At 68.4% G+C, this 16,918-nt stretch carries 12 protein-coding genes and 1 pseudogene; 7 read left to right on the top strand and 6 right to left on the bottom strand.

Translation table 11 applies throughout. The features are described from left to right. The first annotated feature begins 41 nt into the window (after positions 1-41). The 4 genes from aceK (at position 42) to AC1RQG_RS21440 (ending at position 4,985) form a co-directional block, all read left to right on the top strand. On the top strand, positions 42-1,868 hold the full coding sequence (gene aceK / locus AC1RQG_RS21455) for a bifunctional isocitrate dehydrogenase kinase/phosphatase (RefSeq protein ID WP_493134388.1): 1,827 nt from the start codon (positions 42-44) through the stop codon (positions 1,866-1,868). Then, positions 1,861-3,060 carry an acetyl-CoA C-acyltransferase gene (locus AC1RQG_RS21450; protein ID WP_493134387.1) on the top strand — a complete coding sequence of 400 codons (1,200 nt, stop codon included), beginning with the start codon at positions 1,861-1,863 and terminating at the stop codon, positions 3,058-3,060. Before aceK ends, AC1RQG_RS21450 begins: the two co-directional genes overlap by 8 nt. 2 nt (positions 3,061-3,062) lie before the next feature. Further along, positions 3,063-3,731 carry an SDR family oxidoreductase gene (locus AC1RQG_RS21445; RefSeq protein WP_493134385.1) on the top strand — a complete coding sequence of 223 codons (669 nt, stop codon included), beginning with the start codon at positions 3,063-3,065 and terminating at the stop codon, positions 3,729-3,731. A gap of 126 nt (positions 3,732-3,857) precedes the next feature. Continuing rightward, complete coding sequence (locus AC1RQG_RS21440) at positions 3,858-4,985, top strand: acyl-CoA dehydrogenase family protein (RefSeq protein WP_493134384.1); 1,128 nt, start codon at positions 3,858-3,860, stop codon at positions 4,983-4,985. A gap of 447 nt (positions 4,986-5,432) precedes the next feature. Here the strand turns inward: AC1RQG_RS21440 and AC1RQG_RS21435 are convergent, their stop codons facing one another. Further along, positions 5,433-7,250 carry an ABC transporter substrate-binding protein gene (locus tag AC1RQG_RS21435; RefSeq protein ID WP_493134383.1) on the bottom strand — a complete coding sequence of 606 codons (1,818 nt, stop codon included), beginning with the start codon at positions 7,248-7,250 and terminating at the stop codon, positions 5,433-5,435. Between the two features lie 91 nt (positions 7,251-7,341). Here AC1RQG_RS21435 and AC1RQG_RS21430 point away from each other — a divergent pair, with 91 nt between their 5' ends. The 3 genes from AC1RQG_RS21430 to AC1RQG_RS21420 all read left to right on the top strand — a co-directional run bounded on the left by AC1RQG_RS21430 (position 7,342) and on the right by AC1RQG_RS21420 (position 11,161). Then, entirely contained in the window at positions 7,342-8,580 is a 1,239-nt protein-coding gene (locus AC1RQG_RS21430; protein ID WP_493134381.1) for a nucleoside recognition domain-containing protein, read from the top strand. 2 nt (positions 8,581-8,582) lie between these two features. Beyond that, entirely contained in the window at positions 8,583-10,097 is a 1,515-nt protein-coding gene (gene dacB, locus AC1RQG_RS21425; RefSeq protein WP_493134380.1) for a D-alanyl-D-alanine carboxypeptidase/D-alanyl-D-alanine endopeptidase, read from the top strand. 80 nt (positions 10,098-10,177) lie between these two features. Continuing rightward, complete coding sequence (locus tag AC1RQG_RS21420) at positions 10,178-11,161, top strand: aldo/keto reductase (RefSeq protein ID WP_493134379.1); 984 nt, start codon at positions 10,178-10,180, stop codon at positions 11,159-11,161. 80 nt (positions 11,162-11,241) lie between these two features. Here the strand turns inward: AC1RQG_RS21420 and AC1RQG_RS21415 are convergent, their stop codons facing one another. The 5 genes and pseudogenes from AC1RQG_RS21415 to AC1RQG_RS21395 form a co-directional block, all read right to left on the bottom strand. Beyond that, positions 11,242-11,853 carry a M15 family metallopeptidase gene (locus AC1RQG_RS21415; protein ID WP_493134377.1) on the bottom strand — a complete coding sequence of 204 codons (612 nt, stop codon included), beginning with the start codon at positions 11,851-11,853 and terminating at the stop codon, positions 11,242-11,244. A gap of 233 nt (positions 11,854-12,086) precedes the next feature. After that, a pseudogene (locus tag AC1RQG_RS21410) lies at positions 12,087-12,893 on the bottom strand (N-acetylmuramoyl-L-alanine amidase); the annotation flags it as partial. A gap of 40 nt (positions 12,894-12,933) precedes the next feature. Beyond that, positions 12,934-13,893: an N-acetylglucosamine kinase gene (locus AC1RQG_RS21405; RefSeq protein ID WP_493134376.1), complete on the bottom strand. Its 960-nt coding sequence runs from the start codon at positions 13,891-13,893 to the stop codon at positions 12,934-12,936. Further along, positions 13,890-15,605, bottom strand: a complete 1,716-nt coding sequence (locus AC1RQG_RS21400) for a glycoside hydrolase family 10-like protein (RefSeq protein ID WP_493134374.1) — start codon at positions 15,603-15,605, stop codon at positions 13,890-13,892. The genes AC1RQG_RS21405 and AC1RQG_RS21400 overlap by 4 nt, the downstream gene beginning before the upstream one ends. 4 nt (positions 15,606-15,609) lie before the next feature. Beyond that, positions 15,610-16,887, bottom strand: a complete 1,278-nt coding sequence (locus AC1RQG_RS21395) for an MFS transporter (RefSeq protein ID WP_493134373.1) — start codon at positions 16,885-16,887, stop codon at positions 15,610-15,612. Positions 16,888-16,918 lie beyond the last annotated feature (31 nt).

The following is a 16,918-nucleotide window of genomic DNA, read 5'->3' as shown; positions in this document are numbered from 1 at the left end:
GGGAACGGCGCTCACCCACCAGCCCAACCGCGAGTAGGACGATGACCCAAGCTGCTTTCCCCAAACTGCTGTCTTCCCAGATCGCTTTCGACATCGCGCGCACGATACGCGACGGTTTCGACAAGCACTACCGGCTCTTTCGCGAGACCAGCCAGCAGGCCAAGCAGCATTTCGAGCAGGGCGCCTGGCGCGAGGCCCAGCTGGCCGCGCGCGAGCGTATCGGCTTTTACGACAAGCGTGTGCACGAATGCGTGCAGATGCTGGAAGACGAGTACGACCCGGAGGAACTGACGGACGACGTGTGGCGCGAGCTCAAGCTGCACTACATCGGCATGCTGTCGGACCACAAGCAGCCGGAGCTGGCCGAAACGTTCTTCAATTCCGTCTGCTGCAACATCCTGCACCGCACCTATTTCCACAACGATTTCATCTTCGTGCGCCCGGTCGTGTCGACCGAGTACATCGAGACGGACGAACTGTCGCCGACCTACCGCGTCTATTACCCGGGCAAGGACGGCCTGCACTTCGCGCTGCGGCGCATCATCACCAATTTCCAGCTGAACGCCAAGTTCGCCAACCTCGACCGCGACGTCGACCTGGTGGAGGCGCGCCTGCGCCAGCTGTTCGGCACCATCCGCATGGAGCCCAACCACCAGATCCAGGTGCTGTCGAGCCTGTTCTTCCGCAACAAGGGCGCCTACATCGTCGGCAAGGGCATCAACGGCAACAAGGAATACCCGTTCATCGTGCCCATCCTGCACAACCGCAACGGCGAGCTGATCCTCGACACCGTGCTGTTCGATCTGGAGCAGATCACGGTGCTGTTCTCGTTCACGCGCGCCTACTTCCTGGTCGACATGGAGGTGCCGTCGGCCTATGTGCAGTTCCTGCGCAGCCTGATGCCGCGCAAGCCGCGCAGCGAGATGTACACCATCCTCGGCCTGCAAAAGCAGGGCAAGACGCTGTTCTACCGCGACTACCTGCAGCACCTCAAGCACTCGTCCGACCAGTTCGAGATCGCGCCCGGCATCCGCGGCCTGGTGATGCTGGTGTTCGCGCTGCCGTCCTTCCCCTACGTGTTCAAGGTGATCAAGGACTTCTTCCCGGCGCCCAAGGAAACCACGCGCGCGCAGATCAAGGAAAAATACCTGCTGGTGAAGCACCACGACCGCGTGGGCCGCATGGCCGACACGCTCGAATACTCGAACGTGGCCTTCCCCCGGCACCGCTTCACGGACGAGCTGATCGCCGAACTCCAGCACTACGCGCCCTCGCTGGTGGAGGAGGATGGCGAGAAGATCATCATCAAGCACCTGTACATCGAGCGCCGCATGGTGCCGCTCAACATCTGGCTCAGCAACGCCGAGAACGATGGCGACGACGCCCAGATCGAGCATGGCGTGCTCGAATACGGCAACGCCATCAAGGAACTGGTGACGGCCAACATCTTCCCCGGCGACATGCTGTACAAGAACTTCGGCGTCACCCGCCACCAGCGCGTCGTGTTCTACGACTACGACGAGATCGAATACATCACGGACTGCAATTTCCGCGTGATCCCCACCCCGCGCACCGAGGAGGAGGAGATGGCGTCCGAACCGTGGTACCCGGTCGGAAAGAGCGACGTGTTCCCCGAGCAGTTCGGCACCTTCCTGCTCGGCAACGCCAAGATCCGCAAGTATTTCATGAAGCACCACGCCGACCTGCTGACCGCGTCCTACTGGCAGGCCCGCAAGCAGCGCATCCAGGACGGCCACGTGGACGACGTGTTCCCGTATCCGCAGCACATCCGTTTTTGCCATCAGCACCTCATCTCACCCCCGGCGGTCACGCCGCCCCCCTTTATGGAGACGTTAGAAAATGAATGATCCCATCGTAATCGTCGGTGCCGCGCGCACCCCCATGGGCGCCTTCCAGGGCGATTTCTCGACCAAGAGCGCCAACGACCTCGGTGGCGTGGCCATCGCCGCCGCCGTCGCGCGCGCCGGCGTCGATCCCACGCTGGTCGAGCATGTCTACTTCGGCAACTGCCTGATGGCCGGCCAGGGCCAGGCCCCGGCCCGCCAGGCCCTGCTCAAAGGCGGCCTGCCGACCTCCACCGGCGCCGTCACGCTGTCCAAGATGTGCGGCTCGGCCATGCAGGCGGCCATCTTCGCGCACGACCAGCTGGTGGCCGGCAGCGCCGAGGTGGTGGTGGCCGGCGGCATGGAGTCGATGACCAACGCGCCCTACCTGGTGCCCAAGGCGCGCGGCGGCTACCGCATCGGCCACGGCATGCTGTTCGACCACATGATGTACGACGGCCTGGAGGACGCCTACTCGCGCAACGAGAAGACCGGCGAGGGCCGCTCGATGGGCACCTTCGCCGAGGAATGCGCGGCCAAGTACCAGTTCACGCGCGAGGCGCAGGACGCGTTCGCGATCGAATCGGTCAAGCGCGCCCAGCTGGCCACGAGCGAAGGCTACTTCAAGTGGGAGATCGCGCCGGTGACCGTGTCCGGCCGCGGCGGCGACACCGTGATCGACAAGGACGAGGGCCCGCTCAAGGCCAAGCTCGACAAGATCCCGGCGCTGCGCCCCGCGTTCAAGAAGGACGGCACCATCACGGCCGCCTCGTCCTCGTCCATCAACGACGGCGCCGCCGCGCTGGTGATGATGCGCGCGTCCACCGCCAAGAAGCTGGGCCTGACGCCGATCGCCACCGTGCACGGCCACGCCACGCACGCGCAGGCGCCCGACCAGTTCGCCACGGCCCCGATCGGCGCCGTGCAGAAGCTGTATAAAAAAGTGGGCTGGAGCACCAAGGATGTCGACCTGTTCGAGATCAACGAGGCGTTCGCCACCGTGGCCATGGCCGCCATGCACGACCTGGAGATCCCGCACGCGAAGATCAACGTGCACGGCGGCGCCTGCGCGCTGGGCCACCCGATCGGCGCGTCCGGCGCCCGCATCCTGGTCACCCTGATCGGCGCCCTCAAGCGCACCGGCGGCAAGCGCGGCGTGGCCGCCCTGTGCATCGGCGGCGGCGAGGCCACGGCGATGGCGATCGAACTGGCCTGAGCATGGCCACCGCACTGATCATCGGCGCCTCGCGCGGCATCGGCCACGAACTGGCGCGCCAGTACCTGGCCGACGGCTGGCGCGTGATCGCCACCGCGCGCCAGGACACCGACTGCCAGGCGCTGGCCGACCTGGGCGCCGAAGCGCACACGCTCGACGTGAACAACGTGGAAGCGTGCGCGGCGCTCGGCTGGCGGCTCGACGGCGAACAGCTGGAGGTGGCCATCCTCAACGCGGGCGTGTACGGCCCGCGCCACGACGGCTTCCCGCTGCAATCGGACTTCGACAGCGTGATGCACACCAACGTGCTGGCCGCCATGCGGCTGCTGCCCATCGTGGCGCCGCTGGTGTGCGCGGCGCGCGGCAAGCTGGCCGTGATGTCGTCGCACATGGGCTCGCTGTCCGAGCGCGGCAACGCCAGCGGCACGCTGTACCGGGCCAGCAAGGCGGCCCTCAACTCCGTGCTGATCGACACCGCCCTCCAGTACGGCGCCAAGGGCGCGACCTGCGTGGCCCTGCATCCGGGCTGGGTGCGCACCGACATGGGCGGGGACGACGCCGACCTCGACGTGGCCACCAGCGCGGCCGGCATCCGCCGCACGCTGGCCGGCCTGCCGCACGCGGAACACGCGGTCTACCGCAATTACGACGGCACGCCGATCGGCTGGTAAGCCGGCGGACGCCACTGCATCAAACCGGGGTCAGGTCCCGTCTTGCCGGCGCGGACCAACGCCATCGCCAACACGACGGGACCTGACCCCAGGCCACAGGCCACTCGACAACGAACACGGGACACCATGATACTGAGCGACGAACACAATATGATCCGCGACGCGCTGCGCGCGTTCTCCCAGGAGCGGCTGGCGCCCAACGCGGCGCGCTGGGACAAGGAACACTATTTCCCCCAACAGGAACTGAAGGAACTGGCCGCGCTGGGCGCGTTCGGCGTGGCCGTGCCCGAGGCGCTGGGCGGCGCCGGCCTCGACTACGTGTCGCTGGCGCTGGTGCTCGAGGAGATCGCGGCCGGCGACGGCGGCACCTCCACCATCATCTCCGTCAACAACTGCCCCGTGTGCAGCATCGCCATGATGTACGCCAACGACCGCCAGAAGGAACAATGGCTGCGGCCGCTGGCCCAGGGTGACATGCTGGGCGCGTTCTGCCTGACGGAACCGCACACCGGCAGCGACGCGGCCGCGCTGCGCACCACGGCCACGCGCGACGGCGACAGCTACGTGCTGAACGGCGTGAAGCAGTTCATCACCAGCGGCAAGCACGCCGACGTGGCCATCGTGATGGCCGTGACGGACAAGGCGGCCGGCAAGAAGGGCATCAGCGCGTTCTGGGTGCCGACCTCGACGCCCGGCTACATCGTGGCCGGCCTGGAGCAGAAGATGGGCCAGCACTCGTCGGACACGGCCCAGATCCTGTTCGAGAACTGCCGCATCCCGGCCGAGAACCTGATCGGCGAGGAAGGCCAGGGATACAAGATCGCCCTGTCCGGGCTGGAAGGGGGCCGCATCGGCATCGCCTCGCAGTCGGTCGGCATGGCGCGCGCCGCGTACGAGGCCGCGCTCACCTACGCCAAGGACCGCGAAAGCTTCGGCCAGCCCATCTTCAACCACCAGGCCGTGCAGTTCCGGCTGGCCGACATGGCGACCCAGATCGAGGCGGCGCGCCAGCTGATCCGCCACGCCGCCTCGATGAAGGACGCCGGCCTGCCGTGCCTGAAGGAAGCCGCGATGGCCAAGCTGTTCGCCTCCGAGATGGCCGAGCGCGTGTGCTCGGACGCGATCCAGGTGCACGGCGGCTATGGTTACGTGTCCGACTTCCCGGTCGAGCGCATCTACCGCGACGTGCGCGTGTGCCAGATCTACGAAGGCACGAGCGACATCCAGAAACTGCTGATCGCCCGCGCGCTGTAAGCAGAACGGCGGCCGGTTCCGGCATCGCGCCATCGGTGGCGTGGTGCCGGAACCGGCCCCGCTGTTGCGCGGACGAAAAAAAAGCCCGCCGAAGCGAGCTTTGTTCCAATGTATTACCTATGCTTTAATCGTGCCGGACGCCAATGCTATCTGCAAAGTGCCTCCAGAGTCTCGGGCGCCCATGCTATCTGCGTGGTGCCCCCAACGTGTAAATCGACCAACGTATTCGGAATTACAAATCCAGGCGGTTTGCGGCTTTGCACAATTTGAACTTACACAATACAAATCACGGCGCATGCTACTGGATAGCGGCGCTGTTTGCGAACAAACCTCACCACAGAACGCAGTGTAGCACAGATTTTTGTGCGACGCACAAACAATTTCGATGCCACCAAGAAAACCGGGGTCAGGTCATGCACCAATGCATGACCTGACCCCGGTTTTCTGTCAGCGCGCGGCCCGCTCGACGTCGACGTAGCGCCACGTCGTCAGCGCGACGGGGTGGCGCTTGTAGTGCTTGAGCCACGGTTGCCGCAGGTCGGCCGAGATGGGGTGGGTCAGCAGCACCCATGGGGCGTAGGCGTGCAGCAGCTGGGCCATCTCGTCGAACAGGCGGGTGCGCTCGGGTGAGTCGCCGAGCTTGCTGGCCTGCTCGTAGCGCTGGTTGAAGGCGGGCAGGTTGAAGCGGGCGTAGTTGGCGCGGCCGCTGTTGGGGCCGTACAGCAGCTGGTAGAAGTTGTCGCCGTCCGGGAAGTCGGCGATCCAGTTGGTCTCGAACATCATCACCTTGCCCAGCCGCGACGCTTTGATCACTTCCGTCTTCTTGTCGCTCTTGAATTCGACCCGCAGGCCGATGGCGTTCAGGTTCTTGCGCCACAGCTCGTCGCGCAGCCGGCCCACCGTGGTGGGCTCGGTGTGCATCACCAAGGTCAGCGGCTGGCCGTCGGGCTGGCGCCGGAAGCCGTCCGCGCCGGGCCGGTAGCCGTAGCGGTCCAGCAGCGCGCGCGCCAGCGCGGGGTCGTAGACGGTCGGGCTGCGGAAGGCCGGGTCGTAGCCGCGCACGTTGGGCGGCAGCGGCGTTTGCGCCGGCAGGGCCAGCCCTTTCTTCAGCAGGGCGATGTCCTCCGCGCCGTTGTAGCCGAGCGCGATGGCGCGCCGCAGCGCCACCTTGTCCTTGCTGTAGCCGCCGATCAGCGGGTCGTCCATGTTCATCCACATGTAGTAGGTCTGCAGCACGGGGAAGGGCGTGAGCGTCATGCCCCGGCGCGCCAGCTCGGGCTTGAGGGTGGGCGCGGCGTCGGCCGTCAGCACCATGTCCTTCATCGACTCGGGCACTTGCTCCAGGTAGTCGAATTCGCCGTTCAGGAAGCCCAGCATGCGCGACTGGTATTCCTCCATGATCTTGACGTCCACCCGCTGCACCAGCGGCAGCCGCTTGCCTTCCAGCGACGCGGCCAGCGCGCGGTCGGCCGGCGCCACGTCGGGCCCGGCATGGAACACATCGCGGCGGTAGTCGGGATTGGCCAGCAGCGTGATCTTGTCGCTGTGCTTCCATTCGCCCATCACGAACGGGCCGGTGCCGACCGGGTGGTTGCCGAGTTCGCTGCCGTAGGCCTGCGCCACTTCGCGCGCCACCACGCCGGTGGCGGGGATGGCGAGGTAGAACAGGAAGTTGGGGTCGGGCGCCGTCAGCCGCAGTTGCAGCGTGTATTTGTCGAGCGCGCGCAGGCCGGCGATGGGGCGGTCGTAGCGGAAGCCGTCGCCCTTGAGCGCGCCGTCGCCTTCCAGTTTGCCTTCGAGCAGGAACAGCCACGGCGATTTCAGGGCCGGGTCGTACAGGCGCATCAGGCTGTAGACGTAGTCCTGCGCCGTCACTTCGCGCCGCGCGCCGTGGAAGGCGGGGTCGGGCGAGAATACGATGCCGGGCTGGAGGTGGAAGGTGTAGCGCAGGCCGCCCTCGTCGATGGTGGGCATGGCGCTGACCGTGTTCGGCTGCAGCCGCACGGGACGGGCCAGGTAGTCGTAGCGCAGCAGCGGGTCGAACAGGTTTTCCAGCAGGCTGAGGCTGGCCAGGTCGGAGGCGACGGCCGGGTCCAGCCCCGTTTCGCCCGTGCTGAGGAAGGCGTGCAGCACTGTGGGCGCGGCGGCCGTGGCGGGAGACGCAACTGCGGCGGTGGCCGTGGACGGGGCACCTGCGGCGGCGGGGCGCCAGCCGGCCAGCGCCAGCACGCTGGCCACCAGGAGGGTCTTCCAGTAACGCTTCATGTGATATTCCGTTGAGAATGCGCGGCCAGCATACTCTATACTCTGCCTGCAACATTGCCTATCCCATCTAGCCCGAGGAACGCCCCGCTCTATGTCGCTCAATTACATCTGGTCCGGTTTTTTCCTGGTGGGCTTCGCCGCGGCGCTGGCGCAGTGGCTGTTCATGGGCGACACGGAGATCTTCAAGCGCATCATCGAGGGCACCTTCGACTCGGCCCGCCTGGGCGTGATGGACATCGCGCTGCCGCTGGCCGGCGTGATGACGCTGTGGCTGGGCATCATGAACATCGGCGAGAAGGCCGGCATGGTGAACCTGCTGGCGCGCGTGATCTCGCCGTTCTTCTCGCGCATCTTCCCCGGGGTGCCGAAGGACCATCCGGCCACCGGCCACATGGTGATGAATTTCTCGGCCAACCTGCTGGGCCTGGACAACGCGGCCACCCCGTTCGGCCTGAAGGCCATGGAGAGCCTGCAGACGCTGAACCCCAACAAGGACGAGCCGAGCGACGCGCAGATCATGTTCCTCGTGCTGCACACCTCGGGCCTGACCCTGATCCCGGTGGCCATCATGGCCCAGCGCGCGATCCTCGGCGCGCACGATCCGTCCGACATCTTCATCCCCTGCATGATCGCGACCTACGTGGCCACCATGGCCGGCATCATCGGCGTGGCGATCCGCCAGCGCATCAACCTGTTCAACGGCGTCGTGCTCGGCTGGCTGGGCGGCATCACGGCCTTCATCGGCGCCACCGTGTGGTACTTCACGCAATACCTGGCGCGCAGCGAGATCGAGCAGGTGTCCAAGGTGGTGAGCAACCTGGTGCTGATCGTCGTGATCGCGGCCTTCATCATCGCCGCGCTGTGGAAGAAGGTGAACGTGTACGAGGCCTTCATCGAGGGCGCCAAGGGCGGGATCCAGACCTCCATCACCATCATCCCCTACCTGGTCGGCATGCTGGTGGCCATCAGCGTGATCCGCAACGCCGGCGTGCTCGGTTTCGTGATCGGCGGCTTCGACTGGGTGGTCACGCAGCTGGGCTGGAACGCCGATTTCGTGCCGTCGCTGCCGACGGCGCTCATGAAGCCATTGAGCAGCAGCGCCTCCAAGGCCCTGATGATCGACGCCATGAAGACCTACGGCCCCGATTCCTTCATCGGCCGCCTGACCTGCGTGTTCCAGGGCTCGGCCGACACCACCTTCTACATCGTGGCGCTGTATTTCGGCTCGGTGGGCATCCGCAAGACCCGCTACGCCATCTCCTGCGGCCTGATCGCCGATTTCGCCGGGGTGGTGGCCGCCATCCTCGTGTCCTACGCCTTCTTCCACTGACCATGTCCATGCGCCGTCCGCCGTTCGCCAAGCTATTCGCCCTCCTGTTCGCCACCCTGGCCAGCGCCGCCCACGCGCAGCCGCCCGAGCCCGTGTCCCAGCTGCCCGAACCGGTGGCCCAGCTGCTGCAGGCGGCCCGCATTCCGCAGGAGGCGATGGGCGCCGTGGTGCTGCGCGACGGCGTGCCGCTGCTGTCGCACGGGGCCGAGCGCAGCATGCAGGCCGCGTCCACCATGAAGCTGTTCACCACCATGGTGGCGCTGGACGAACTGGGCCCCGTGTTCCGGGGACGTACGGAATTGCGTACGGATGCGGAGCTGGTGCGCGGCGTGCTGCGCGGCGACCTGTACCTGCGCGGCGGCGCCGACGCCGACCTGAACGAGGACGTGCTGGCGCGCATGCTGCAGGAGCTGCGCAACGAGGGCATCTGGCGCATCAAGGGCGACATCGTGCTCGACCGCCAGCTGTTCCAGCCGGCCCAGCCCGATCCGCACGCGCCGCCGTTCGACGAATACCCATACGCCTACTACAACGTGGTGCCGGACGCGCTGCTGCTCAACACCAACCTGTTGCGGCTGGAATTGCGCTCGACGGGCGGCCAGTTGTCGGCCGTGATGCAGCCGGCGATGGACAAGGTCGGCCTGAAGGCGGACCTGAAGCTGGTGGACGCCCCGTGCGCCGACTGGGAGAATGGCTGGAAGCGGCCCGAGGCCGTGCGCACGGACGGCAAGATCAACGTGGTGTTGCGCGGCACCTTCCCGCGCGATTGCAGCACCTCGACCAGCATCAACGTGCTGGACCGCCACGACTACCTGGAACGCCTGCTGCGCACCACCTGGAAGCGGCTGGGCGGCGTGCTCAATGGCGAGGTGCGCGAGGCCGCGCCCGACGGCGCCACCCCGCCCACCTCGCGCCTGCTGGCGGCCCACGTGTCGCGCCCGCTGCCCGAGCTGCTGCGCGACATCAACAAGCCATCGGACAACGCGCTGGCCCGCACCCTGTTCCTCAGCCTGGGCAGCCTGGAGACCGACAGCGCGCTGGGCAGCCATCCGCTGCCGCCATCGGCCGACAGCACGGCCGTGCGGGCCGAACAGCGCATCCATGCGTGGCTGCGCGAACACGACATCGCCACCGAGGGCCTGGTGCTGGAGAACGGTTCCGGCCTGTCGCGGCTGGAACGGGCCACGCCGGCCCAGCTGGCCGGCGTGCTGCAGGCGGGCCAGCGCAGCCTGTGGATGCCCGAATTCGTCTCCAGCCTGCCGATCGCCGGCCTGGACGGCACCATGCGCAAGCGCCTCAAGGACAGCCCCGCCGCCCTGCACGCGCGCCTGAAGACGGGCAGCCTGCACGCCGTGGTCGCCATCGCCGGCTACGTGACCGACACCAGCGGCCATACCTGCGTGGTGGTGGCCCTCATCAACGACGAACATGTGGCCAACGGCGCCGGGCGCGCCGTGCTCGACGCGCTGGTGGACTGGGTGGCGCGCGGCCCGCAAGGGACGCCGCCGGCCAGATGAAACAGCGGCAATAACGAACCATACTGTTTACATCGTTATAACAAACCATACTGTTTATATCATTTTTGACGGAGCGAACCATGCAGCAACGTAAACTGGGCAGACAGGGATTGACGGTATCGGCCATGGGGCTGGGCTGCATGGGCATGAGCGGCGTGACCTACGGCGCGGCCGACGAGGCGGAGGCCATCGCCACCATCCACCGCGCGCTGGAACTGGGCGTGAACTTCTTCGACACGGCCGAGCAGTACGGCCCCTACACCAATGAGGCGCTGCTGGGCAAGGCGCTCAAGGGCCGGCGCGAACAGGCCGTGGTGGCCACCAAGTTCGGTTTCGACATCAACGCGGACGGCCAGACGGTGGGCGTGAACAGCCGCCCCGAACACATCCGCGAGGCCGTGGAAGGCTCGCTGCGGCGCCTCGACACGGACCACATCGACCTGCTGTACCAGCACCGCATCGACCCGCGCGTGCCGGTGGAGGAGGTGGTGGGCGTGATGGCGGCGCTGGTGCGCGAGGGCAAGGTGCGCTACCTGGGCCTGTCGGAGGCGGGCGTGGCCAACATCCGCCGCGCCCACGCCGTGCATCCGATCAGCGCGCTGCAAAGCGAATACTCGCTGTGGGAGCGCAACCTCGAGGACGCCATCCTGCCGCTGCTGCGCGAACTGGGCATCGGGCTGGTGCCGTTCAGTCCGCTGGGCCGGGGCTTCCTCGGCGGCACGGCGCAGCGCGCGGAAACCTATCCGCCCACGGACTTCCGCCATCTGGACCCGCGCCTGCAGGGCGCCAATTTCGACGCCAACATGGCGGCCGCGCAAGCCGTGCACGCGCTGGCCGCCGCGCGCGGACTCACGGCCGGGCAGGTGGCGCTGGCGTGGGTGCTGCAGCAGGGCGACGACGTGGTGCCCATCCCCGGCACGCGCCGGCGCAGCTATCTGGAGCAGAACGCGGCGGCCGCCGACGTGACCCTGAGCGCGGCCGAGATGGCACAGCTGGAGCAGGCGCTCAGCCACGTGTCCGGCCCGCGCTACAGTCCGGAACGGATGGCCATGGTCGATCGCTGACGGCCGGCGCACGCGCGCGTCCGTGCGCGCGCGTGGCGTGGCGGGCGCGATACCGTGCGCCGCGCGCTTCGCGGCACGCTTCACAGCACGCGGGTATAGCTCGCCCGCACCCGTTCCCGGTCGCCGCAGTCGAAATGCCACCATTCCGTCGGGATGCCGACCCAGCCCGCCTGCGCCATCGCGTCGCGCAGCAACTGGCGGTTGCCGGTCTGGGTGGCCGTGAGGGCGCCGCTGGCCAGCAGTTCCGCCTCCAGCGCGGGATGGGAGCGCTCGCTCAGGTCATCGAAGGCGGTGCCCATGTCGAGTTCACAGCCTTGTTCGTCGAGGATGGTCAGGTCGACCGCCATGCCAAAGGAATGGATCGAGCCGCGCCCCGGTTCCGCGATGTAGCCGAGCAAATCCGTGCCTTGCAGCGCCAGCCACAGTTGCTCCTGCACCCGCTGCGGACGCAGCGCGTCCAGCACCAGCAGCCGGTAGCCGGACCAGTGCAGGGCCAGCCAGCCGGCCGCCTGTTCCAGCGCGGCGGCGGCCTCCGCGTGCAGCCATGCGCAGTCGAGCGGCGAGTACAGGTCACGTCCCAGGAAATTGGCCGTCGTCGCGTAGCGCAGATCGACGGCGATGCCGGCCACGCTGGCCAGCGGCCGGAAGGCGCCATGGTTGCCGATCGCTTCGCAGGGAATGGTGGCTGACATGGCGCGCTCCTGATTCAATGGGATGCGGTCGGTTCCGGCGGCGGCACGGTGGGCGTGGGCACTGGCGTCGGCACTGGCGGCGGCACGGGTGTCGGAACGGCTGGCGGCGCGGTGGGCGCAGCCGGCACAGGGGGTACGGTGGGCGCGGTGGGTGCGGCCGGCACTGGGAGTACGGTGGGCGCGGCAGGCGCGGCAGGCACGGAGGGCGCGGGTACGCTGGGCGCAGCCGGCGATGTCAGCACGTCGAGGATGGCCGCCGTTTCCGCGTCCGGCTCGCCGTCGAAGCGGGCCTGCCGGTACTTGGACTGGAACACCACCAGCACGTTGCGGGTGGCCGCGTCCAGCTCGCCCGTCTGCGGCACGGCATAGCCATGCCGGGCCAGTTTCTGCTGGAACCAGCCAATGTCGGGCAACTGCGCCTGGAACAATGGTAGGCGGGCGGCCACCTGCACCGGGCTGGGCCAGCGCACCAGACCGGCATCGGCTAGCTGCTTCCATGGGAACAGGGGGCCGGGGTCCTGCTTGCGCTGGGGCGCGATATCGCTGTGGCCGAGCACGTTCTCGGGCCCGATGTTGTGGCGCGCCATGATCTGCTTCAGCAGCGGAATCAGCTGGTCGATCTGGGCTTGCGGGAACGGATACCACTGCCGTCCCTCGGGCGTGTCGCGGAAGCCGGGGTTGACGATCTCGATGCCGATCGAGCTGACGTTCAGCTGTGTATAAGTCTTCCAGTTGCTCACACCCGCGTGGTTGGCCTGGCGCGATTCGTCCACCAGCGTGTAGAAGAACGGCTGTTCGCCGTCCGTCAGCAGGTAATGGCTGCTGACCACCTCCTGGGTCAACGTCTTGAGCGAGCGTGTCAGGTCGCCGGCCGTGTAGTGCAGCACGATGAATTTGACGCGGTCGCTCTGGCTGCGGGCCGTGTAGCTGTGGTCGAGGCGCGGCCCGGGTGGCGTTACGGCGCAACCGGCCAGCAGCGCCAGCATGGCCAGCGGGGCCAGACGGGACGACCGGACCAGACGGGCCAGCGACGCCGGCATGGCAGGCATGGTGCGCGGGCGGCGGCGCGCGGGGGGATGGTTATTCATTCGTGGTGTCGGGACGATGGAACGGGAAATGGCGGGCCTGGGCCGCGATGCGGGCCGCCGCGTGGTGCGGGCGCACCGTCTTTTGCTGCAGCGGCACGTCGTCCGGCAGTTCGGCGCGCATCGACTGTACCAGCAACGGGTGCAGTTCCGCCGCGCGCCCGGCCAGCACCACGGGGCGCGGCCCATAGCGCCGCACCATGGCGTTGGCCAGCCGGGCCAGCTCCAGGCCGGCCTCCAGCACGATGCGGCGCGCTTCCGGGTCGGCCTCCACGCTGGCTGCCACGGCCAGCGCCAGGCGGCCGATCGCGCCCCGGTCCTGGCCGTACATGAACTGGCGGCTGTGGGTCCAGTCGCTGCCACCCACGTGGTCGAACACGGCCTGCGCCAGCGGCGAATCGCGCCACGCGCCCGGCGTTTCATCCTCGCGGCGCCAGATGCTGCGCAGCGCCTCGCGCGCGATCCAGTAGCCGCCGCCGCCATCGTCGAGCAGCACGCCGCGCCCGCCGGACCGGTGGAAGCGGCCCTGCGCGTCGACCCAGGCCGCGATCGAGCCCGTGCCGGCGTAGACCAGATAGCCGTGGCCGGGCGCGAAGGTGTCGAGGCAGGCGATTTCGATGTCGTTGCGCACACTGACGGCATCCGGCGCGATGGCCAGCAGGGTGGCCAGCCAGTGGGCCAGTTGCACGCTGTCGCCGCCAAAGCCGGTGAGGCCGGCGCACACGGCGTCCGGCCGTCCGGCCGCCAGCACCGCCGCGCACAGCGCCGTGAAACTGGCGTGGACGGCGGCGCGGCCCGCCTCGCTTTCCATCTGCAGCGCCGTCAGGCCGCCCACGTGACCCTCGGCCACGATGGCGCCGTCGGCGTTGGCCAGCGCCCAGCGGGTCTGGGTGCCGCCGGCGTCGATGCCGAGGCCCAGGCGCGGCGCGGTGTGGTGGATGTCCGCGGCGCTCACGCGGCGGCCACCGTGACGCGCGCGCTCTCGTTGCCGAGGCGGTCCACGGCGCTGACGACGACGGCGCTGGCGGCGCCGGCCGCGCCGTCGTCGGGCAGGCGCAGTTCCGTGCGCGTGCCGGGGGCGACGGCGAAGCGCCATTCATTGCCATAGCGCGACCACACGGCGTAGCGGGCCACGGCCTTGCCGGCGCCCGGCGCCAGCTTGAGCGCGAGGCCGGCGCCGTCGCGGCGGGCCGTGACGGCCGGGGCGGCCGGCGGCGAACCGCCCAGCCACGGCGTGGACGGCACCAGCGCCGCGTACTGGTAGGCCTGGGTCTTGAGCTGGTCGCACACGCCCTTGCGGTTCTCCATCAAGGCCGCCACGCTGAAATGCAGGTGGCCGTGGTCGCCCGTGCGGCTGCGCGTGACGCCGATCTGCTTGACGATCTCCTCGGGCGGGAAGGCCTTGCTGGAATTGTCGATGCGGCTCGTGTACAGGCCGGGCCACACGTGGCGGCCCTTGGTGTTCTGCGCCAGCCAGTAGTCGAGCAGCACGTCGAACGCCTGCGGCGCCTGGGCCACGGGCCAGTACAGCTGCGGCGCCAGGTAGTCGAGCCAGCCGTTGGCCAGCCACAGTTCGGCGTCCGCGTACAGCTTGTCGTACTGGCTGAAGCCGACGATGCCGGCCGGGCGCCGGTCGGGCCGGCCGATGCCGAACGGGCTGATGCCGAAGCGCACCCACGCCTTTTCCTTGTGGATGCCCTGGTACAGCGCTTCGATCAGCTGGTTGACGTTCTGGCGCCGCCACGCGGCCCGGTCCAGCTGGCCGCCGGCCAGCAGGTAGCGCTGCCACGAGGGCTGGTCGGGGAACTCCAGTTCCGTCTTAGTGCCCGCGCCGCCGTCGAGGGCCGCGCTCTCGGCGCCGGCCGCCGCCGTGGCCGCGCTGGGCGCGTCGATCGGATACGGGTAGAAGTAGTCGTCGATGTGCACGCCGTCGATGTCGTAGCGGCGCACCACGTCCAGCACCACCTCCAGCGTGTGGCGCGAGGCGGCCTGCTCGCCGGGGTCCATCCACAGGAAGCGGCCATACGGTTTGACGGCCCCGGGCTCGGTGTTGGCGATGTGGCCGGGCGTGAGCGGACTTTTGGCCGTCGCGTGGCGGGCCCGGTACGGGTTGAACCACGCGTGCAGCTCCAGCCCGCGCGCGTGCGCGTGGTCGATCCAGAATTGCAGCGGATCGTACATGGGACGGGGCGCGCGGCCCTGCTGGCCGGTGAGGAATTCCGACCACGGTTCAAGCTCGGACGGGTAGATGGCGTCGGCGCTGGGGCGCACCTGCAGCACGATGGCATTCAGGTTCAGGGCCTTGGCCCGGTCCAGGATGGCCAGCGCCTCGGCCTGCTGCTTTTCCACGCTCAGGTTGCTGCGGCTGGGCCAGTCGATGTTGGCCACGGTCGACACCCAGGCGGCGCGGAATTCACGCGGGGCCGGCGGCGGCGCGGCCGGATCGGCGGCGGCGGTTGCGCCAGGGGCGGGGCCGCTTCCAGAGCCAGCAGCGGCGCCGGAGCCGGAGCCGGACGGGGCGGGCTGGCCCGGCGTGGCCGGCGCCAGCGGCGTGGACGCGCAACCGCTCAACAGCGCGGCCAGACCGCCGGCCACGCAGGCGGCCAAGGACTGCCGCTTTTTCGCATTAAACTCCACTTCCCGTTCCCCGTTCCAGATGACGTGCAAGGCCCTATTGTAATGCGGCCGGCGCCTGTTTCCGGCCGAATTCAGGGTCGATTTTCACCAGCGCGGCCATGATGAAGGCCGGCACCGTGGCCACGCACACCCACAGGAAGAAGTGCTGGTAGCCCAGTTGCTGCTGGATCCAGCCGCTGGCCATGCCCGGCACCATCATGCCGAGCGCCATGAAGCCGGTGCAGATGGCGTAATGGGCCGTCTTGTGCTCGCCCTCGGCCACCAGGATCATGTACATCAGGTAGGCGGCGAAGCCGTAGCCGTAGCCCAGTTGTTCGAGCGCGAGGCAGGCGCCGATCAGGTAGAGGTTGTCCGGCAGCGCGCTGGCCAGGTAGACGAACACCAGGTCCGGCAGGTGCACGGCCAGCACCATGCCCCACAGGCAGCGCTTGAGGCCGAAGCGCGCCACGGCCACCCCGCCCAGCAGGCCGCCCACCGTCAGGGCCGCCACGCCGATGGTGCCGTACACCAGCCCCACCTGGGCCGTCGTCAGCCCGAGGCCGCCCTTGTCGGCCGGATCGAGCAGGAACGGCACGGCCAGCTTGAGCAACTGCGCCTCGCCGAGCCGGAACAGCAGCAGGAAGCCGAGGATGACGGCGATGCCGGGCTTGCGGAAGAAGCTCCTGAAGGTGGCGAGGAAGTCGCGCAGCAAGGCGCCGCCGGCCACCGGCGGGCGGTCGGCGGCGGGGCGCGGCAGCACCATCTGGTGGTAGGCGAACAGCAGCAGGAACACGATGGCCAGCGCGAACAGCACCACCGACCACGCCAGTTGCACGCTGCCGGTCGCCTCGGCCAGCGTGCCGGCCAGATAGACCAGCCCGCCCTGGCCGGCGATCATGGCCAGCCGGTAGAACGTGGAGCGCACGCCGACGAAGGCGGCCTGCTGGTGCTGGGGCAGGCCCAGCATGTAGAAGCCGTCGGCCGCGATGTCGTGGGTGGCCGAGCTGAAGGCCAGCAGCCAGAACACGGCCAGGCTGAGCTGGAAGAAGCGGGGCAGGCTGGTGGTCAGGGCCACCAGCGCCAGCGCCGCGCCCAAGAGCAACTGCATGGCGACGATCCACCACCGGCGCGTGCGCAGCAGCTCCACCACGGGCGACCACAGCGGCTTGATCACCCACGGCAGGTACAACCAGCCCGTGTACAGCGCGATGTCGGTGTTCGACACGCCCAGGTTCTTGTACATCACGACCGACAGCGTCATCACCACCACGTAGGGGATGGCCTGGCCGAAATACAGGGTGGGCACCCACCACCACGGACTGCGTTGCTCCATGCTTTCCTAATGAGTCAGTTTCCGGGATCGC

The sequence above is a fragment of the Rugamonas sp. GW822-FHT03B10 genome, from assembly GCF_058801745.1.
The sequence above is the reverse complement of the archived record's forward strand: the minus strand, read 5'-3'. Positions and strand labels throughout refer to the sequence as shown.

Coding starts and splice junctions, on each gene's coding strand:
- AC1RQG_RS21415 (WP_493134377.1), bottom strand. CDS start 11,853: ATGTCAGCCACCATTCCCTGCGAAGCGATCGGCAACCATGGCGCCTTC.
- AC1RQG_RS21420 (WP_493134379.1), top strand. CDS start 10,178: ATGCAGCAACGTAAACTGGGCAGACAGGGATTGACGGTATCGGCCATG.
- aceK (WP_493134388.1), top strand. CDS start 42: ATGACCCAAGCTGCTTTCCCCAAACTGCTGTCTTCCCAGATCGCTTTC.
- dacB (WP_493134380.1), top strand. CDS start 8,583: ATGTCCATGCGCCGTCCGCCGTTCGCCAAGCTATTCGCCCTCCTGTTC.
- AC1RQG_RS21450 (WP_493134387.1), top strand. CDS start 1,861: ATGAATGATCCCATCGTAATCGTCGGTGCCGCGCGCACCCCCATGGGC.
- AC1RQG_RS21430 (WP_493134381.1), top strand. CDS start 7,342: ATGTCGCTCAATTACATCTGGTCCGGTTTTTTCCTGGTGGGCTTCGCC.
- AC1RQG_RS21440 (WP_493134384.1), top strand. CDS start 3,858: ATGATACTGAGCGACGAACACAATATGATCCGCGACGCGCTGCGCGCG.
- AC1RQG_RS21435 (WP_493134383.1), bottom strand. CDS start 7,250: ATGAAGCGTTACTGGAAGACCCTCCTGGTGGCCAGCGTGCTGGCGCTG.
- AC1RQG_RS21445 (WP_493134385.1), top strand. CDS start 3,063: ATGGCCACCGCACTGATCATCGGCGCCTCGCGCGGCATCGGCCACGAA.
- AC1RQG_RS21395 (WP_493134373.1), bottom strand. CDS start 16,887: ATGGAGCAACGCAGTCCGTGGTGGTGGGTGCCCACCCTGTATTTCGGC.